16 protein-coding genes and 1 tRNA gene are annotated in these 19,177 nt (G+C 59.4%); 1 reads left to right on the forward strand and 16 read right to left on the reverse strand.

Going from position 1 to position 19,177, the window contains the following annotated elements:
• Positions 1-95 precede the first annotated feature (95 nt).
• The 10 genes from OZY47_RS05850 to OZY47_RS05895 form a co-directional block, all read right to left on the reverse strand.
• Positions 96-1,367: an MraY family glycosyltransferase gene (locus OZY47_RS05850; protein ID WP_277177416.1), complete on the reverse strand. Its 1,272-nt coding sequence runs from the start codon at positions 1,365-1,367 to the stop codon at positions 96-98.
• Positions 1,364-2,023 carry an L-threonylcarbamoyladenylate synthase gene (locus OZY47_RS05855; protein WP_277177417.1) on the reverse strand — a complete coding sequence of 220 codons (660 nt, stop codon included), beginning with the start codon at positions 2,021-2,023 and terminating at the stop codon, positions 1,364-1,366. The genes OZY47_RS05850 and OZY47_RS05855 overlap by 4 nt, the downstream gene beginning before the upstream one ends.
• A 199-nt stretch (positions 2,024-2,222) precedes the next feature.
• Positions 2,223-3,290 (reverse strand): peptide chain release factor N(5)-glutamine methyltransferase, encoded by a 1,068-nt coding sequence (gene prmC / locus OZY47_RS05860; protein ID WP_277177418.1) that lies wholly within the window; start codon positions 3,288-3,290, stop codon positions 2,223-2,225.
• A 17-nt stretch (positions 3,291-3,307) separates the two neighbouring features.
• Complete coding sequence (gene prfA, locus OZY47_RS05865; RefSeq protein WP_277177419.1) at positions 3,308-4,396, reverse strand: peptide chain release factor 1; 1,089 nt, start codon at positions 4,394-4,396, stop codon at positions 3,308-3,310.
• 162 nt (positions 4,397-4,558) lie between these two features.
• Positions 4,559-4,771 carry a 50S ribosomal protein L31 gene (gene rpmE, locus OZY47_RS05870; protein ID WP_277168027.1) on the reverse strand — a complete coding sequence of 71 codons (213 nt, stop codon included), beginning with the start codon at positions 4,769-4,771 and terminating at the stop codon, positions 4,559-4,561.
• Between the two features lie 1,546 nt (positions 4,772-6,317).
• On the reverse strand, positions 6,318-6,731 hold the full coding sequence (locus OZY47_RS05875) for a hypothetical protein (protein ID WP_277177420.1): 414 nt from the start codon (positions 6,729-6,731) through the stop codon (positions 6,318-6,320).
• A 57-nt stretch (positions 6,732-6,788) separates the two neighbouring features.
• On the reverse strand, positions 6,789-7,397 hold the full coding sequence (locus OZY47_RS05880) for an ImmA/IrrE family metallo-endopeptidase (RefSeq protein WP_277177421.1): 609 nt from the start codon (positions 7,395-7,397) through the stop codon (positions 6,789-6,791).
• 244 nt (positions 7,398-7,641) lie between these two features.
• A tRNA-Ile gene (locus OZY47_RS05885) sits at positions 7,642-7,718 on the reverse strand.
• Positions 7,719-7,854: 136 nt separating this feature from the next.
• Positions 7,855-8,439, reverse strand: a complete 585-nt coding sequence (locus OZY47_RS05890; protein ID WP_277177422.1) for an ECF transporter S component — start codon at positions 8,437-8,439, stop codon at positions 7,855-7,857.
• Positions 8,440-8,795: 356 nt separating this feature from the next.
• The gene (locus tag OZY47_RS05895; protein WP_277177423.1) at positions 8,796-10,025 is read right to left on the reverse strand and encodes an ROK family protein; all 1,230 of its coding nucleotides are present in this window, start codon (positions 10,023-10,025) and stop codon (positions 8,796-8,798) included.
• A 336-nt stretch (positions 10,026-10,361) separates the two neighbouring features.
• Here OZY47_RS05895 and OZY47_RS05900 point away from each other — a divergent pair, with 336 nt between their 5' ends.
• Positions 10,362-11,882: an FGGY family carbohydrate kinase gene (locus OZY47_RS05900; RefSeq protein ID WP_277177424.1), complete on the forward strand. Its 1,521-nt coding sequence runs from the start codon at positions 10,362-10,364 to the stop codon at positions 11,880-11,882.
• Between the two features lie 196 nt (positions 11,883-12,078).
• On the opposite strand, the gene OZY47_RS05905 is transcribed toward OZY47_RS05900, so the two are convergent.
• The 6 genes from OZY47_RS05905 to xylA all read right to left on the reverse strand — a co-directional run bounded on the left by OZY47_RS05905 (position 12,079) and on the right by xylA (position 19,141).
• Positions 12,079-12,711 (reverse strand): sugar O-acetyltransferase, encoded by a 633-nt coding sequence (locus OZY47_RS05905; protein WP_277179183.1) that lies wholly within the window; start codon positions 12,709-12,711, stop codon positions 12,079-12,081.
• A 75-nt stretch (positions 12,712-12,786) separates the two neighbouring features.
• Positions 12,787-13,128: a hypothetical protein gene (locus OZY47_RS05910; protein ID WP_277177425.1), complete on the reverse strand. Its 342-nt coding sequence runs from the start codon at positions 13,126-13,128 to the stop codon at positions 12,787-12,789.
• A 317-nt stretch (positions 13,129-13,445) separates the two neighbouring features.
• Positions 13,446-14,666 carry a multiple monosaccharide ABC transporter permease gene (gene mmsB, locus OZY47_RS05915; protein WP_277179186.1) on the reverse strand — a complete coding sequence of 407 codons (1,221 nt, stop codon included), beginning with the start codon at positions 14,664-14,666 and terminating at the stop codon, positions 13,446-13,448.
• Positions 14,667-14,722: 56 nt separating this feature from the next.
• Entirely contained in the window at positions 14,723-16,261 is a 1,539-nt protein-coding gene (locus tag OZY47_RS05920) for a sugar ABC transporter ATP-binding protein (protein ID WP_277179188.1), read from the reverse strand.
• Between the two features lie 125 nt (positions 16,262-16,386).
• On the reverse strand, positions 16,387-17,490 hold the full coding sequence (locus tag OZY47_RS05925; protein ID WP_277177426.1) for a sugar-binding protein: 1,104 nt from the start codon (positions 17,488-17,490) through the stop codon (positions 16,387-16,389).
• Between the two features lie 307 nt (positions 17,491-17,797).
• Entirely contained in the window at positions 17,798-19,141 is a 1,344-nt protein-coding gene (xylA, locus tag OZY47_RS05930) for a xylose isomerase (protein WP_277177427.1), read from the reverse strand.
• Between the last annotated feature and the right edge of the window lie 36 nt (positions 19,142-19,177).

Raw genomic sequence — 19,177 nt, forward strand, 5'->3', positions numbered from 1 at the left:
CGCGGGGTGACGAAGGCGACATCCGGGCAACGAGCCTTTTCGTATCTGATTTTTATTATTGTATTACAGGATTTTCAGCGGCCCTTTACACCTTGTCAATTGACGCTTTCATCCGAATAATCAGTGGCATTCCCCGCGATATTTACCGCAGTCCCAGACTTCGCATCAGGATTATCGAACGATTCCTCGCTCGGAGCACCATGCTGCGCCCCACGGATGGTGGGGGCCTTCTCAGCCGGTTGCTCGACAAGGGGCGCCTCGCCCTCGAACTTCTGAATCTCAAGCCAACGCCGGACCAGATACGGGAACATCGTGAGCACCGTGAGGATGACGGCGGCGATGGCCATGCCGATGAGCACATACTGCGCCTTGAAGAAGAGGATCATGATCGAGCCGAAGGAGATGAGCGCGGCCCAGCCCCAGAGGATGAGCACCGCCCCCTGCACGCTGTGGCCGATGCGCAGCATGCGGTGGTGCAGGTGCATGCGGTCCGGGTGCATCGGCGACTGCCCCTTGCTCAGGCGGCGCACGATGGCCAGGCACATGTCGAGCACGGGCAGAAAGAGCACGAGGATCGGCAGCAGGATTGGCATGAACACCGGCAGGTAGACGCTGGTGTGGATCGAGGCCGGGTCGAGGTGGCCGGTCATGATGATCGACGCGCAGGTGATGAGGTAGCCCAAGAGCATCGAGCCGGAATCGCCCATGAAGAGCTTGGCCGGATGCCAGTTGTGCAAAAGGAAGCCGACGCAGATGCCCACCAGCGCCATGTCGAACATGGTGGCCATCGAGGCGTAGCTCGGCGATGAGCGCGCGAGGATATAGGAGTAGGCACCGAAGGCGATGCCGCCAATCGCCACGATGCCCGAGGAGAGGCCGTCGAGGCCGTCGACGAAATTGACCGCGTTGATCGAGGCGACGATGAGGAATGCGGTGATGGCCATGGAGATGCTCGGCGAAGCCGTGACCAGCGAGCCGAACGGCAGGAAGATGATCTGCACGCCGCCCCAGGCCACGAAAACGGATATGAGCAGCTGCCCGGCAAGTTTGAGCATCCAATCGAGGTCCCACAGGTCATCGGCGATGCCAAGCAGGCAGATCAGCACGGCCCCGGCCAACACGATCCAAGCCTGGTGCGAGCCGACGAACAGCCCCGAAATCAAAGGCATCTTGCTGGCGAAAAGCACCGAGACGATCAGCCCGATGAGCATGGCGAGGCCACCCATGCGGGGCGTGGGCACGGTGTGCACGTCGCGGGCGCGCACCTCCCCCACGGCCCCCAGCTCGATGGCCAGATGCCGCACGAGGGGGGTGACCAGCCATGTGGCCCCTCCCGCGATCGCGGCGATGAACAGGTAGACTCTCACGCGCCCAGGCTCCCGCCGTTGATGTGCAGCGCCTCGCGGATGGTCTTCTCGCTGATCACGCCCTCGCGCACGATCGAGATGCCGTCGCGCTCGGTGGCGTCGGCGGCGACCACGGTGCTGGCCACATGCCCACCGGTGGCACCGCCGTCAAGGTAAAGGTCCACATCGTCGCCGAACGCCGCGACCGCCTCCTCGACGGTCTGCGCGCTCTCCTGGCCGCTGCGATTCGCGCTGGAGCAGGCCAGGGGGCCGGTGGCCCGCAACGTCTTGAGGCACTCGTTGGAATTGGGCACGCGTACCCCCTGCGTGCGGGCACCGTTCTGCTCCCGCCGCAAGGTGCACAGTTTCGAATCCGCCTTGGCCACGGCGATCGGTGAGAACGGGCCGGGCAGGAACGCGGCGGCCAGACGGTTGAGCGGGACGGGCAGATACAGGCCCAGCTTGTCAAGGTCATCGACGGAGGCGAGGAGGATCTGCAGGGCCTTGTACCTCGGGCGCTGCTTGGCCTCGTAGATGCGCGAGATCGCACGCTCGTTGAACGGGTCGCAGGCGATGCCGTAGACCGTGTCGGTGGGCAGCACCACCAGGCCGCCACCGGCAACGATTTCCTTGGCCTTCGCAAGGTTCTCGTCATTGATCGCGCATACTTCGCTCATACATCCTCCCGGCTTCGAATACCCCACCATTGCACCATTCCGTCACGACTTCACCACCACCGCGGCGATGTCAGGGCACCGTCGCCTCGGCTCTCCGTGTTTACGTATAGCGAGTGAGAATTCGCGGGCGCGACAAGGCTCGAAACATCTGACAAGACATGGCGAAGCTAAGCTAATCCTGCTCTCCTCCGCAAAGCCCTCAGTCTTTGATCGCGAAAAGATAGCGCGGCCTGCCGGTAAGGTCCTCTCCGGTCCTCGCCTCGCCGAACCCGTTGACGCGGGCGAAATCCACCAGGCGCTCGGCCTGCGAGATGTCGTGCTCCATCACCAGCGCTCCCCCGGGCCGCAGCAGATGGGCCGCACGGGTCACGATCTGCTCGGGAATGAGCACGCCATCGGAGGAACCGCCATATAACGCCATTTTCGGGTCGTGGTCCCGCACCTCGGGCTGTTCCGGGACATCGGCCTCGGGGACGTAGGGTGGGTTGGTCACCACCACGTCGATGGTGCCGTCGAGTTGCGAAAGCATGGTGGCGTCGGTGGCGTCGCCCTGTTCGAGGTGATAGTTGTAGCCTGCCAGGGAATGTTCGCCGAAAACGATACGCTCGTTGCGTCTGGCCCATTGGATGGCGCTTTTCGAATATTCCACGGCCCACACCTCGCTGCCGGGAACCTCGGTGACCACCGAAAGGCCGATGGCGCCGCTGCCCGCGCACAGATCGACGACGCGCGATGGGCAGAGCTTCTCGCGCGTGATCCAGTCGATCGCGGCCTGCACCACCGTCTCGGTCTCGGGTCGCGGGATGAAGACGCCCGGACCGACCTCGAGATCCAGATAGCGGAATGGAGCGTGCCCGACGATATATTGCAACGGCTCGCGCTGCTTGCGCCTGGCCACCATCACGGCGAACCGGCGAATCGCCGCGTCATCGGCATCGCTGTTTTCCGAATCACTATCGTCACTATCGGCATTCGCAGAAGACCCGTTCGATTCGCTCGTTTCCAAGCCCGGTTGCAAAGCCCCTCCAGAATCGTCATCACCATTGATGCGATGCATGTCGACGCCATCGGTTGCATCGCTATTGAGAGTGCTATGCAACGGCGTATCCAGCAAGATCGATTTCTCGACATCGCCGGGCTTGACCCCAAACGCCTCGGCGAGCAGCAGCTTCGCGTCGTTTCGTGGTGTTTCGACACCGGCGGCTTTGAGCCAATCGGCCGCCTGCCGCACCATCTCGGATGTCGAACGCGCCACGTCCTCCGCCATTGCCCGCCTACCTTCGCTCAGTCGGTTTTGGCGAGACGCGCGGCCTCGTCGGCCTGGATGTCGCTGTCGATGACGGCCTGCAGGTCGCCGTCGAGCACTTGGTCGAGGTTGTAAGCCTTGTAGTTCGTGCGATGGTCGACGATGCGGTTCTCGGGGAAATTATAGGTACGGATGCGTTCGGAACGGTCGAGCGAGCGGACCTGTGAATGGCGCATATCGGCCGCTTCCGCCGCTTCCTTTTCATGCTTCATCGCCAGCAAGCGCGATTTCAAGACGCGCAACGCGGCCGCACGATTCTGAATCTGCGACTTCTCGTCCTGCATGCTCACCACGATGCCGGTGGGGATATGGGTCATGCGCACCGCGGAATACGTGGTGTTGACGGACTGGCCGCCGGGCCCGGAGCTCATGAAGATGTCGATTTTGAGGTCTTTGGGATCGACCTCGATCTCGTCGTCGTCCTCGTCGGCTTCCGGGAAGACGATGACGCCGGCCGCTGAGGTCTGAATGCGCCCTTGCGATTCGGTGACGGGGATGCGCTGCACGCGGTGCACGCCACCCTCGTATTTGAGACTCGCCCACACCCCGTCCTCGGGCGCCGGATTGCCCTTGGCGCGGATGGCGACCTGCACGTCCTTGACACCGCCGAGCTCCGTGCTGTTCTCGCTTTGGATGGTGGTGGACCAGCCGCGCTTCTCGGCGTAACGGGTGTACATACGCAGCAGATCGCCGGCAAAGAGCGCGGCTTCTTCGCCGCCGGTACCGGCCTTGATCTCCATGATGGTATCGCGCACGTCGTCTGGATCGCGCGGAATCAGCGCGCTGCGCAGCTTCTCTTCGGCAGGCGCCACCAGCGCCTCAAGCCGCTTGGCCTCCTCGGCGAAATCGGCGTCCTCGCCGGCCATCTCCTTGGCCGCTTCGGCGTCCTCCTTGGCATGCTGCCAGCCGCGGTAGGCCTCGACGATGGTGCCGAGCTGCGCATGGCGACGGCCCAGCTTGCGAATCGCCTTGGGATCGGAGGCGACCTCGGGCTGGCTCATCTGCCGCTCGATGTCCTGGTACTCCTCCAAAGCGCTTTGCGCCGCCGGAAATTGCTCGTCTGCCATATAAAGTCCTTTATTTCTGCCTGCCCATACCTTGTTTATTGCGGTATTCGCGGGCTACCCGATGTGCGCAGCCATAGGTGTGAACACACACCGCACCAATAAAAACGCCAGCCCAAGCCGGGCCGAAACGACCCGAACCATAGGCTGGCGAATAACGAAAAGCTACTTGCTCCTCTTGCCATAACGCTTCTCGAAGCGCGCCACGCGGCCACCGGTGTCGAGAATCTTCTGCTTGCCGGTGTAGAAGGGATGGCAGTGCGAGCACACATCAACCGTCATGTGATCGCCCTTGGCGGTCGAACGGGTGACGAACGTGTTGCCACACGAGCAGGTGACCTGCACGGTGTGATAATCGGGATGAATACCCTGCTTCATAATGTCTCCTAAGGAATTCAGGTGACCCGGGTCGCCTAACCCCGATGGTCAGACGTGAACCGGAACAATGGGATTATAACAGCGAGCGCTGACCGGGAACCACGCCAAGGCCACTGCGGAACCGCAATCGTTGGCGCGAAACCCCGTCTCCATTCTCAGGAACATCTCGCATACCGTTCAACAGGCAAGCGACGCCCGCCATACCAAGCGTTCGCCTTGGGCGTATAGTTAGATTCCGACTAATTCGCAGGGAATTACCCAACCATAAAATCTCTCGTCATGAGCACCTAGCAAAGATAGGACCCAAAGGAGAAATCGAAGAAATCACGCAACTGTCTAGTTAAATCATATTCACAGTTCCAATCCCGCCCAGAAGACGACAAGCAAAAACACCAGGATTCTCTTTGACGACAAAATTGGCTACACGCAAAAATGCTGCGCCCTGGTCCATTAGATACATAGCGGCCCATACCTTCCCATATAGATTGCGGTAAGACGCAAATACCTCCAAAGCAACCACTAAAACTAGATTGTCCACTTATGAGTTGTCCAAGCAATTGATGCGATGAACTCGTCAACGATTCGATGATTGCGGTAAATCATCCATGCTTACCTAGAATCGGCGCTGCCACAGTTGCCGACGCGATAGGATTCTCCTAACCGGTATTACAAAATCGAAAGAGGGGCATAGACATGCCTAAAGCAGAACAACAACCAGAAGGTATAAATCAACGAAGAGAACCATCAGGATTCCATTACCAGATTTCGCGACAGTTTTGCAACACACAGAATCAGAATTATACTGGAAGGAAAATCGCAAAGACACATGCCACACGACCAAAGTAGCCACGCTCATTATCGGAGTGATTTTAGTAACGGTATTGCTCGTCATCAGCTGGAGTGTTTACAGTCTGCAGCCACCACCATCTCTCGCGGATCTCGCCAGAAAATGTGACGCAACGTTTGACCATGGCACTCTTACCCTTACAGAAGATCCTTATCATGGCAGTAAATATGATCTTGAACTCACCCAATGCGTCCTAAAAAACGGGAGAATACCAAGGAAAATACATAATGATCTGGACCAAGCTTTCACGAAAGGGGACCAAGGCAAGGGTACTGCTCCCGGCAGAACACGCAGCTGGCAAACAGAGGACGAAAGGGCGAAAATAGCCATAACCGATAACTAAAACAGAAGACATCGGCTACATATCCACGTTACAATCTTGTCCCAGAGGACTCCATTATCGGGCAGGACAAATTTATTTCTTTATCGGATCATATCTATCATAGTTGTGGACAGCTCATTCCGAAAAGCGGCGATATCCCCACAAAACAAGACATGAGATCATTAGGAGCTTTTAGATGCATCAAGGACGTTAGTGAGTTCTCTTATGAATCCGTCATGTCTGATTGTCAGCATCGAATCGGGCAAGCTGGACATTCCCTACATAATCGATATCAACTACAGCTCAAAATCACTTGTCAAATCTTACAATAAGGACATCATTAGGTTCTCAAACAGATTAGTCCAACAATCCGTTATTTAGTGTTTGTTGACCGCTTCTATAAGCTTGGTCATCCGATTGAACTCCTTCTCAGCAACTTTATCCCGCTGGTTATCACGGAACGGAAAGAGATTCCTGGCGATAACCCACAGAATGCCGATTACTTCAACAAGACTCGAGGACATCCAAGCTATAAGGACCCCATCACTTATAGAAGCAACCAAGCCGTTGGAGACCATCTGCATCATATACAAACCCATACCAACATCACAAGCCAAAAGTTGAATAGCCACAAAGACCAAAGCCCACTTCTTAAGACTCTTCCGCATAGCCAAATCATTTTGGCCATTCATTTCATCAAGAAAATCCATATATTTCTTATGGCGATCTTTGTTGCTCGCCTCAGAGGATCTATTATCCGCCCGTTCCTCATTGATATGGACTTCACTCAAAGGAATTGTATAAATCTGAGTTCCACTTCGTTGGTCTATGTCGCACATACTGAAATATCACCTTTGTTGCGGCAAATCTACAAGCCCCAGGCTTGCAATCCTCAAATCCATGGCTTGTTGAGAAACATTAAAAATCTGAGCCATATCCGAACGCGACATCCCGTTTTTCCAATAGCTTTTCACTGCAGCCCCCGGCATCAGCAGAGCAGAAGCATAACGATTTGCCCAAATTTCATCTGGCTTGACGCCAAGTGAAGATATCTCATCACGATTATCCCCTCCCACGGCTTCCTTCATCATAGTATCTTGGTGCTGATGAACATAATGCCCAAGCTCATGCGCCAAAGTAAAACGCTGACGATGAGGGTGTTGAGCTATGTTGAGCACAGCTTCGAATCTTCCACCCTCGGGTTTCTGTAGCCTACCATCCTGACCATGTTCCATCAGCTCATACTTGACATCAATGCCAAGTTTTTGCGCCACACAAAATAAATCCACCGGAATATGCAACTGTCCAGCTTGATTTAATAACTTATTGATTGTCTCAATAGCAGCTTCAGCGGGAATCGCATCATCCCCAACAGCTTTATCAATCCGTTCTCCTGCATATTCGGAATATTTCTCAGCTTTTTTTAGAGCGCCAGAAGCGAAAGTTGTATCACCCATTTTGACCTCCTAAAACTGTTTTGTTCTCTATATGTTAACAGACAAAAGTTAACTCGCGGTTTCAGGTGTCAGCTTATAGACATGCCATCGCAAACCCATAATCCCTCTTTGTCCGCCCCATGCGGTGCCGCGATATTTGAAAACATGAAAGATGGCACACAGTTGGCACACAGTTTTCCATTTCCACACCTTTGCGAATGAAAAAGAAAACCAACCAAACCATTGTTATTACAGAGACTCCGAGTGGTGGGGACTCAGGGGCTTGAACCCTGGACCGACGGATTATGAGTCCGCTGCTCTAACCGACTGAGCTAAATCCCCAAGCTGGCCAAAGCCAACCAATCCAGTTTAACAAATGCTCTGACCATCGCCGCGCTGGCGACGCGGGGTTTCGACCAGCGGATTCTCCTGATAATTGAGCCAAAGGCCCCAATTAGAACCAACTCGACCCGCCAGTTCACCGTTCCTTGCGCACGGCCCGCCCCGAGGCGAAACGGTCGAGCGCGCCGGTCCTGGCAATGGCGAGATAGAGGAACCAGCTCATCACCCCGGCGATCAGCACGCCGCCGATGAGCTCGCAGATCATATGCGTGATGCCGCGCGGGCTGGCAAACGCCACGCCCTGGAACTTGAAAAGCAGCACGTAGACGCCGTATTCCAGCGCGACCAGCGCCCCCGAGACGACGCTCAGGCCGAGGTTGAACTTGCGGTAGCGCAGGCAGGCGAAGGGAATCTCGGCGAAGACGCCCTGCAGCAGCGCCGAGATGAAGACGAACCCGAAGGAATACTGGTTGCCGAAGAGCATCTCCGCCACGCTGCCGATGAAATTGACATAGACGGCCGCGCCGGGTTTGCGGATGATCAGGATCGCCAGCGGGCCCGAGAAATACCAGAAGGCGTGTAGCAGGCTGGACACGCCCGGCAGGATGGCGCCGAGCAGGGGCGAGATCCACGAGTAGGCGAAGTTGAAGCCCCAGAACACCACGCCGCAGGCCACGCCGAGCGCCGCGCCGACCGCGATATCGGCCGAACGCCAGCGCAAACGCCCAGCGCCAGAGCGGATGCCGCCGCCCTGACCGTTAGAGGAAGATAGGGAATGGGAAGAAGAGATTTCAGAGGATTGTTTGTCGGGTTTTCGAACGGTTTTGGGCATGATGGGGCCTTTGGTTCCAAGACTGCGCACAGCGGTTGCTTATCCGACGCCCCTTGACCTGCGCAGCTCGGGCGGAGACGCCACGCGCCACTCTAGCATCCGGCATACGGCCGCCGCGCCACCGCGCTATCGGCGCAGCTTATGGCATGCTGCAAAAGGCAACATGCGAACCAGCTGGCACGCACGCGAATATCACGGATATCACGGCAAGCCAATCAGGAACACGCGATCAGCAACGGAACCGTCTATGCATCCTGGTCGATATAACGCAGCGGGTCGTCGATGAACCGGCGCAACCCCAGCTGCGCGGCCCCCAGCAGCGCCGGCCTGTCGCTCACATCGGGCAGCAGCACGCGCGGCTGCACCTTGGGGTAACTCACCACCTGCATCTCCAACTCGTGACCGAGCCGGCGAGTCAGCGTCTTGCCGAACTTGCTCCAAAAGCCGCCGAGTACGACGGAATCGATGTCGAGGATGTTGATGGCCGAGGCCAGCGCGGAGGCCAGAGCGCGCACGGCCCTGTCGACGGCGGCGACGGTGCGCCCGTCACGCTTCCTCCAGCGCTCGAGCACCTCGTCCACGGCCTCGATCCTCGTCGAGGCCTCGGGGCCCGCCACTCCGGAGGCCTCCACCAGGGCCCTTCTGCCCGCATACATCTCGAGGCATCCGCAGCGGCCACATGCACACTGCGGCCCATCCAAAGCGACGGAGACATGCCCAAGCTCCCCGGCGAACCCACGGTCTCCTTGCTCGACGCGCCCATGGCGCACCACCGCGCCGCCGACGCCGATGTCGGTGGAGATATACAGGAACGAGTCGGAAGGGCGGATCACACCTTTGCGCGTGCGCGGCGTGGCATAGCCGGGTATCTGGGCCAAAGCGCCCAGGTTGGCCTCGTTCTCCACCACCACGTCCAACCGGCTGACCACGGGGAAATCGGGGAGTTGCAGCTCCCCCCACCCCAGGTTCCTAGCCGAAAGCAATTGCTTGTCGTCGGTCACCAAAGCGGGAATCGCAAGACCCGAGCCGACCATGCACAACCCTCTCTTGCCGATCTCCTCCTCACCTTTGGCAACCAGCCCGTCAAGTTTTTCAAAAACCTCCTGGGGGTCGCTGCCGCCCATCGGCTGGCTCACCCAATGCTCGAACACCACGGTACCGTCGAGCCCCAGCACCATGCAGCCGTAGCCATCGGTGTTGATCTGCATACCAATCGAGCAGAAACGGCTGCCCGAGACGGTCAGCGGGGTGCTGGGTCGCCCGTAGCTCGCGCCTTGGTAGACGGGCTTACCCTCATCGAGCACTTTTGAGGAGATGAGCATGGGCACCAAAAGCGACATCGACGCCTTCGTGAGCCCGGTGGCCTTCGCCAGCTTCGCGCGGCTCATCGGCTTCGAGGACTGGAGCAAGGTGCTGAGCACCACAGAGAGGTTGTGGTTGCGTAGATCTTCCTGGTTGATGCTTCTCAGCGCCATTCATTACTCCTTTTGGTCAATTGTTTTCACGTTATCAGTCACACCAGCGCAATATCCTACCTCAAGGCCTTTGTCAATCCTTTTCATATCCCGCAAGACGATAGTCAACTTGCGATAATTCATTGATTTAACTAATATAATCCATGGTACAACAAAGAGGCCATCGTGGGTATCGGTCCCATGGATTTTCCACGTTTCCAAACAGATTTTGCGTGACTTTGGGCATATGGATTCCAACGGACACCACATCGCGGCGACGAAGCGGCACAAGGCGTCCAAGCGAATGACGCAGATGCTCGACGGCAAGAAATGGCAAGCTGAAAGGCAGGTTGGCTCATGACGGGTCAGACAACAGGGGCGAATCACCAATCCTCCACGCTGGTGGCGGGCATCGACACCTCCACCCAATCGACCAAGGTGCGCGTCACCGACGCCGCGACCGGTAAACTCGTGCGTTTCGGCCAGGCCAAGCACCCCGACGGCACGAGCGTCGACCCCGAATACTGGTGGCAGGCGTTCCGCCAGGCCGCTGAGCAGGCCGGCGGGCTCGACGACGTCTCGGCGTTGGCCGTCGGCGGCCAACAGCATGGCATGGTTTTGCTCGACAAGCGCGGCCGCGTGATCCGCGACGCGTTGCTCTGGAACGACACCCGTTCGGCGCCCCAGGCGGCGGACCTCATTCAACGACTGGGCGAGGACGAGCCAGCGGACGAAGGCGAACCCGAGGACGTGACCGCCCGCGGCAAGCAGCGCTGGGTGAAGGCCGTGGGTTCCTCCCCCGTCGCCTCTTACACGTTGACCAAGCTGGCGTGGGTGGCCGAGAATGAACCTGAGAACGTGGAGAAGATTGCGGCGGTCTGTCTGCCCCACGACTGGCTGAGCTGGCGCATCGCCGGCTTCGGGCCCGTGGCCGAGGGCGAGGACGCCCATCTGGACGCCTTGTTCACCGACCGTTCCGACGCCTCGGGCACCAGCTACTACGATTCCGCCAACGACGCCTACCGCCTCGACCTCATCGACATGGCGCTCGGACGGCACGACATCATCCTGCCGAAGGTCCTTGGCCCGCGCGACATCGCCCCGGTGAAGGCCTCGCCAGCCGTGGCAGGCAAGGCCATCGAAGGCGGCTGCATCATCGGCCCCGGTGGCGGCGACAACGCCATGGCCTCGCTGGGCCTGGGGATGTCGGTGGGCGACGTCAGCATCTCGCTGGGCACCTCGGGTGTCGCCGCGGCCATCGCCGAACGCCCGGTCTACGACCTGACCGGCGCCATCTCAGGCTTCGCCGACTGCACCGGCCATTATCTTCCGCTGGCCTGCACCATCAACGGCTCGCGAATCCTCGACGCCGGATGCGCCGCGCTCGGCGTGGATTACGACGAGCTCGGCCGCTTCGCCATGGCCGCCAATGCTGGAGCCGACGGGCTCACCCTCGTCCCCTATTTCGACGGCGAGCGCACCCCAAACCGTCCCGACGCGAGCGCCACGCTCAGCGGGATGACCCTGGCCAACACCACCAAGGAGAACCTGGCCCGCGCCTTCGTCGAGGGCCTGCTCTGCTCGCAACGCGACTGCCTCGAGCTCATCAGGGCCCTGGGCGCCGAAATCAACCGCATCCTGCTCATCGGCGGCGGCGCGAAATCCAAGGCCGTGCGAGAGCTCGCCCCGGCGATCCTCGACATGCCGGTCACCCGCCCCACCACCGACGAATACGTGGCCATCGGCGCCGCCCGCCAGGCCGCGTGGGTGCTCTCCGGCGCCCCGGAGCCCCCGCAATGGCAGCTGACCATCGACGGCACCGAGGAGGCCGATCCCACCCCGGCCGTCTACGCGGCCTACGCTAAGGCACGCGGCTGAAATCGATAATATTCAAGACGCCTTTGCCTAAGAGAAAAGGACCGTCGTGGCAATTCAACAGAAAGCCACAACGGTCCTTTTGTATTGGTCAGCGGAAACAACGGTTTTTGTTTTATATAGACAGCGACCAGAACTAGCGTCCTGAGCCGTATAAACGGTCAATAACCATTCACAGTTCACGGTTCGTCCTTATCCCTTATTCCTCTTCAGCCCGACGGCGCATCTCGGCGCTCCAGTCCTCCGGCACGGTCTTAATCACCTTGCACGGATTGCCCACGGCCACACTGTTGGCGGGGATGTCGCGCACAACCACCGAGCCAGCGCCAATGACGGAATTATCACCAATCGTGACGCCGGGGCAGACGACGACATTGCTGCCCAGCCACACGTTGTCGCCGATGGTGACGTCCTGGTTGTGCTGCCAGCCCTCGAGCCGCGGCTTGACTGGCACGGCGTGGTTCGGCGTGCAGATGCTGCAACGGGTGCCAATCAGGCAGTCCGAGCCGATGGAGATCGGTCCGCCGCCGACAATCAGCAGGTCCATGTTGATGAACGTGCGGTCGCCGATGGTGAGCCCAAGCCCGTAATCTAGGTAAATCGGCGGGCGAAAATCAACGCCCTCCCCCGCCCCGGGCACCAGCTCCTTGAAAAGCCTCATGGCCTCTTTCGGGTCGTCGAAGTAAATCTGGTTGATTTTGGCGCAGGTCGCCTGCGACTTCCACGTCAGCTTCGGCAGGATCTCGGACTTGCGGTATCGCATCCACTTGTCGGCGAACAGCCTGTCGACATCGGGATATTGCCGCCTCAGCCTCTTAACCTCGTCGTCCATGCCATTATTCGCTTCGTCATCCATATCAACGTCCCCCACGTTTTTCGTATTCAACGTCTACCGTCACGTCCAGCGTCAACGCTTGCTCTTTGTCTGATGGCTTTTGCCACCCGTTTTGCCAGCGCCACCGGTTTTGCCAGCGCCGACAGCCTTGCCAGAGCCATCACTTTTGCCGTTGCCGGTATGCCTGTCCGCGGCCTTCGCATCTTCATCGACGCCCTTGCTTCCGCGCCTCCACAGCAATATCGCCGAGACGAGGAAATACAGCGCCGCGACCAGCAGGCACAGCATGAAGATGATGTTGGCCACGCTCCAAAGCGTGCCGTCCTGCATGGTTTGGACCACCGTTTGCGCCAGCCATATGATGGCCGCCATGCTCCCCAGCGCATAGAATCCCAAACGTGCCTTGTTGCTCATAGTCCATCTTCTTCGCGAACAATTCGGCGGCCACGACAGAACACCCGGTCAAAGACACCCGCCAAAGGATATCCGTTCCGCTCACCGCCAGACGACCGCCGGGGCCACACGCCCGCAGCCGTCACCCTTTATATATTCCGTATATTCCTTATATCCTCCACCGCACACGCGGCGGCACCACAACAAGAACGTCGGGGACTTGCCAAACCCGGCCAAGCCTCCGACGCTCCTCGAGGAACGCCACCGCGCCGCGCCGCCTCAGCTTTCGACGGCACGCGGCACGATGGTCGATTCCACCTGACGCCACAAGGCGCGCGTCAGGCCTTCTTCCTCTTGCTGACCAGATCGTAGGCGACGGCGGCGATGACGACAAGGCCCTTGATGGTCTTGACGATTGCCGCGTCGGCACCCATGATCGACAGGCCCTGGTTCAAGACGCCCATGATAAGAGCACCAACCATGGCGCCGGGAATCGTTCCGACACCGCCGGCCACAGCCGCGCCGCCGATGAAGCAGGCCGCGATGGCGTCCATCTCGAACTCCATACCGGTCTGGGCCGTCGCCGAAGCCAAACGGGAAAGGGTGATGATGGCCGCGACGGCGGTCAGGAAGCCCATGTTGAGGAAGATCTTGAAGTCCACCATCTTGGTGTTGATGCCGGAGAGGGTCGCGGCCTTGCGGTTGCCGCCCACGGCGTAGATGTCGCGGCCGAGGACCATGCGGTTGAGCACGAACCAGTAGATCGCCACGAGCGCCACGATGATGACGAGCACGATCGGGATGCCGCCGGCGTTGGCGTTGCCGGAGGTGGCGAAGAGGTAGGTCACGTAGCCGATGGCCAGCACCGCGATGACGCACTTCAAGATGATCCAGGACATCGGATCGGCGGTGACGCCGCTCTTGATGGCCTTCTTGCGCTTGTTGAGCTGGGACCAGATGAACAGCGCGATGGCCGCGACGCCGAGGACGATGGTCAGCCCGTCGAACGGGCCCCAGAATCCTAGGATATTGGGCACGTAATCCTTGGCGATGGCGCGGAACTGCGTGGACTGCAACGGGATGGACTCACCGGCGACCACCGTGGCGAGACCACGGAAGATCAACATACCGCCCAGCGTGGTCACGAACGCGGGCACGCCCACGAAGGCGACCCAGAAGCCCTGCCAGACACCAATCAGGAGGCCGATGACGATCATGAAGACGATGGCGACCATCCAGTTCATGTTCCAGTTCTTCATGGCGAACGCGCCGACGCCGCCGATGAAGGCGACCACCGAGCCCACGGAGAGGTCGATGTGTGTGGCGATGATGAGCATGAGCATGCCGATCGCGGTGATCAGCACGTAGGCGTTCTGCTGGAAGAGCGCCACCACGTTGTTCGGGTAGAGCAGCCTGCCGCCCGTCAGGATCTGGAAGATGATGATGACGAGGACCAGTGCCAGGTAGATGCCGTAGGAGCGGACGTTGCCAAACAACAGGCTCTTGATCGAGGCGGTCTTCGGAGCCTCCGCCTCGCCGCCTTCCGGCGTGCTTTTCATTTCTGCTGAAGCCATAATCTAAAGTTTCCTTTCTTAAAACCGTTGAGAAGCGGCGCTTAGGCGAAAGCCTCGTCGAAGTCCATACGGGTGTCGTCGGTCATGAAACGCATCAGCTCCTCCTGGTTGGTGTCCTTCGCGTTGCGGCACGCGGTGAGCACCCCCTGGTTCATGGTGTAGATGCGGTCGCAGATGCCCAGAAGCTCGGGCAGCTCCGAGGAGATGACGACCACGGCGCTCCCGCTGTCGGCCAGCTCGTCGATGATCTCGTAGATCTCGTATTTCGCGCCGACGTCGATGCCACGGGTGGGCTCGTCGAGAATCAGCACCTTGGGATCCGCGGAGACCCACTTGGCGAGCACGACCTTCTGCTGGTTGCCGCCGGAGAGGTTGCCCGCGGGCATCTCGATGGTGGGCGCCTTGGTGTGGAACTCGCGGCGGTACTTCTCCGCCACCTGCACCTCACGCTGGCGGTCGATGACGCCGTGCTTGCTCAATCCCTTGAGGTTGGCCATCGAGGTGTTCTCCCTGATGGTCGACAGCAGGTTGAGGCCGTAGACCTTTCGATCCTCGGTGGCGTAGGCGACGCCGTGGTCGATGGCCGAGCTGACGTTGGGGAACTTGACTTCCTCGCCCTCGACGAACAGCTTGCCGGTGGCTCCGGTGCCGTACTGGTGGCCGAAGATGCTCATGGCCGTCTCGGTTCTGCCCGCACCCACCAGACCCGCCAGACCGACAATCTCGCCGGCGCGGACGTTGAAGCTCACGTCGTTGGAGACGAGTCGCTCCTCATCCAAGGGATGGTGGACGGTCCAGTGCTCGACGCGGAAGACCTCCTTGCCGATCTTGGAGGTGTGGTCCGGGTATCGGTTGGTCAGCGACCTGCCGACCATGTCGCGGATCAGGGCGTCCTGGTCGAGCGGATGCTCCTTGTCGATGGCGTAGTGGGATATCGTCTGGCCATCGCGGATGACCTGGACGGTATCGGCGGAGGCGGCGATCTCGTTGAGCTTGTGGGAGATGATGATCGCGGTGATCCCCCGTTCACGACGCAATCTGTCGATGAGGTCAAGCAGCTTCGCCGATTCCTCGTCGTTCAGGGCCGCGGTCGGCTCGTCGAGGATGAGCAGCTTGACGTCCTTGGTCAACGCCTTGGCGATCTCGACCAGCTGCTGCTTGCCGACGCCGATGTTGGCGATCAGGGTGTCGGGGTTCTCATCGAGCCCGACGGTGTCCATGACCTCCTTGGCGATCTTGCGCTGTTCGGTGTCATTGACGAAGATCCCCTTCTTGATGGGATTGCCCAGGAAGATGTTCTGGGCGATCGTCATGTAGGGCACCAAGGCCAGCTCCTGGTGGATGATCACGATGCCAAGCTTCTCCGAATCGCGGATGGTCTTGAACTCGCAGGTCTGGCCGTCGTAGACGATGTCCCCATCGTAAGACCCATAGGGATACACGCCCGAAAGCACGTTCATCAAAGTCGATTTTCCAGCGCCGTTCTCTCCGCACACCGAGAAGATCTCGCCGCGCTTGACGCTGATGTTGACGTCGCTCAACGCCGTCACCGGGCCAAACCGCTTGGTGATGTGTTTCATTTCGAGAATCACATCCTGTTGATTAGGCACAATTACTCCTTCGTAGACCGATATAAAGAAAAGGTGCCGTGCCGCTTATCAATTCACAGCTAATAACACAGCACGGCACCTCAACTACGCTTCCGTCAGATTCCCGCGTCCTTGGCGGAAATGTAACCGGAATCAACCAGTTCCTGCTTGGCGTTGTCCTTGTCGACGGAGACAGGGGTCAGCAGCGAGGAGGGAACCTTCTTCTTGCCGTTGTCGAAGGTGTCCTTGGCCTTCGGCTTCTTGCCGTCGACCAGATCCTTGATCAGCACGGCGGTGGTCTTGGCGAGCTTACGGGTGTCCTTGTAGACGGTCATGGACTGCTTGCCCTGGAAGATCGCGCGGACGTTGGCCTTCTCGGCGTCCTGTCCGGTGATGACCGGGTAGTAGTTCAGGCCGGCGCCTTCGACGGCGTTCACCGTGCCGAGCGCGATGGCGTCATTCGGAGCGAGGACCGCGTCGAGCTTGGTGCCGTTGTTGTAGAAGGAGTTGATACGGTTCTCCATCTCGGCCTGGCCCTTCTGGCGATCCCAGTTGTCGATGCCGATGGACTGGTAGTCGGCCGGGGACTTCGGGACCTTGCCCGACTTGGACTGCAGCACGCCGGACTTGAAGTAGGGTCCGAGCACCGACCAAGCGCCCTCGTAGTAGTACTTCGCGTTGTTGTCGGTCGGGGAGCCGGACATGAGCTCAACGTTGAACGGGCCCTTCTTGCCTTCCTTCAGACCGAGTTTCTTCTCGATGTACTGGCCCTGCAGCTTGCCGACTTCGGTCAGCGAGAAGGTGGTGTAGTAGTCGACGGCGTCGGTGTTCATGATCAGGCGGTCATAGGCGATGATCTTCGCGCCGTTGGAGGCGGCCTGCTCGGCGGCGGCACCGGTCGCGGTGCCATCGATCGAGGCGATGACCACGTAGTTGGCGCCCTGGTTGGCCATGTTCTGAATCTGCGAGGACTGCAGGTCGGTCTTGCCGTCCGCGTACTGCAGCGTCACCTTGTAGCCGTAGCTTTCCAGCTGCTTCTTCAGGTTCGTGCCATCGATCTGCCAACGCTCGAGCTGCTGCTCGGGCATCGAGATGCCGATGTTGGTCTGGCCGGACTTGCTGCTTCCGGTGTTACCGCTTCGCGAGCCACCGCAGGCGGCGACAGGCACCACCATGGCGGCCACCGCGGCGAGAGCGATGCCCTTCATCCATTTATTCATTGATTTCCCTTTCTCCTTCGGAGGAACTTCTCCTACTGCATTCACGCAAGGGATGACACCTTGCGCAAAAAATCAAAAGATATGACTTATTGATGGTCAAATACTTACAGCTGTGCCACTTTCATGGCACATTGCTTTGAAAATCGCATCTCGTTCCAGGTTGCTCAACCTCGAGGGCTGAAATGAAACACGTTGCTGGCACAGCTATCGCACGGCGATGTGAAACCGATAACACTGCATCGCTTGTTGGTATGGGCGGAACCCGCCACGCATTCACCGCGTGGCAGGTTCCTTGGGATTGAACGGATTACTCGCTCAGGGCCTCGATCATGTAGTTGTTGATCGTGGCCTTGACGCTCTCGAGGTGATCGGAGTGCGTGGAGGCGATGAGCTCGCTCTGCGGCTTGTCGATCGCATAGTCCTCGAGGGTGGCCAGCGTGGCGGTGCCGTCCTCGACGGTCTTGCCGATGCCGGAGTCGTAGGAGCTGTAACGCTTGGCGACGAGGTCCTCGATGAACTTGTCATCGTGCATCTTCGCGGCGACCAGCAGGCCGGCGGCGAAGGAATCCATGCCCGCGATGTGCGTACGGAACAGATCCTCGGCCTCGAAGGAGCTACGGCGCGGCTTGGCGTCGAAGTTCAGGCCGCCGTGAGGGCCGATCTGGCCTTCGGCGAGGACCTCCCACATCACCGCGGTGGTCTCGTAGAGGTCGGTCGGGAACTCGTCCATATCCCAGCCGATGAGCTTGTCGCCCTGGTTGGCGTCGAGCGAGCCGAGCTCGCCGGCGTCACGCGCCACACGGATCTCATGCTGATAGGTGTGGGTGGCGAGGTTGGCGTGGTTGCCCTCGAGGTTCAGCTTGAAGGTGCCCATCAGGTCGTACTTCTGCAGGAACGAGATGGCCGTGGAGGCGTCGAAGTCATACTGCAGGCTGCAGGGCTCCTTGGCCTTCGGCTCGATCAGGAACTGCGCGTTCATGCCGATCTCGTTGGCGTAGTCCACGCACATGTGGAAGAACTCGGCCATGTGGTCCTTCTCGCGGGCCATGTCGGTGTTCCAGAGGTTCTCGTAGCCTTCGCGGCCGCCCCAGAAGACGTAGTTCTCGCCGCCGAGGCGCTTGCCGATCTCCAGGCTGTGCTTGAGCTGGCCGGCCGAATAGGCGAAGATGTCGGCGAACGGCGAGGTGGAGGCGCCATCGACGAAGCGGGGATTGGTGAAGAGCGAGGAGGTGTTCCACAGCAGCTTGATGCCGGTGGCCTTCATGTTCTCCTCGATCTTGTCAACCACCTTGTCGAGATTGGCGTTGGTCTCGCGCAGCGTGTCGCCTTCAGGCGCCAGGTCGCGGTCATGGAAGCAGAAGTAATGAACGCCGAGCTTCTGGAAGAGTTCGAAGGCGTAATCGACCTTGGCCAACGACTGATCCATGGGATCGGTGTACTTGTAATAAGGACGGTGCGCGGTGCCATCGCCGAACGGGTCGACGAGCTGCTGGTCGAAGGTGTGCCACCAGGCCACGGCGAAACGCAGCCAGTCCTTCATCGGCTTGCCGGCGACCACACGGTCCGCGTCATAGTAATGGAAGCCGAGCTCTTCTTTGACTCCTTTGTCGTGCCCGACATATTCAATCTTGTCAACGTCCCACAAACCCATATGATGCTCCTTTGCGAGTGTTTTATATGCCACTGA

The organism is Bifidobacterium sp. ESL0790 (assembly GCF_029395435.1).
Taxonomy (GTDB): Bacteria; Actinomycetota; Actinomycetes; order Actinomycetales; family Bifidobacteriaceae; genus Bifidobacterium.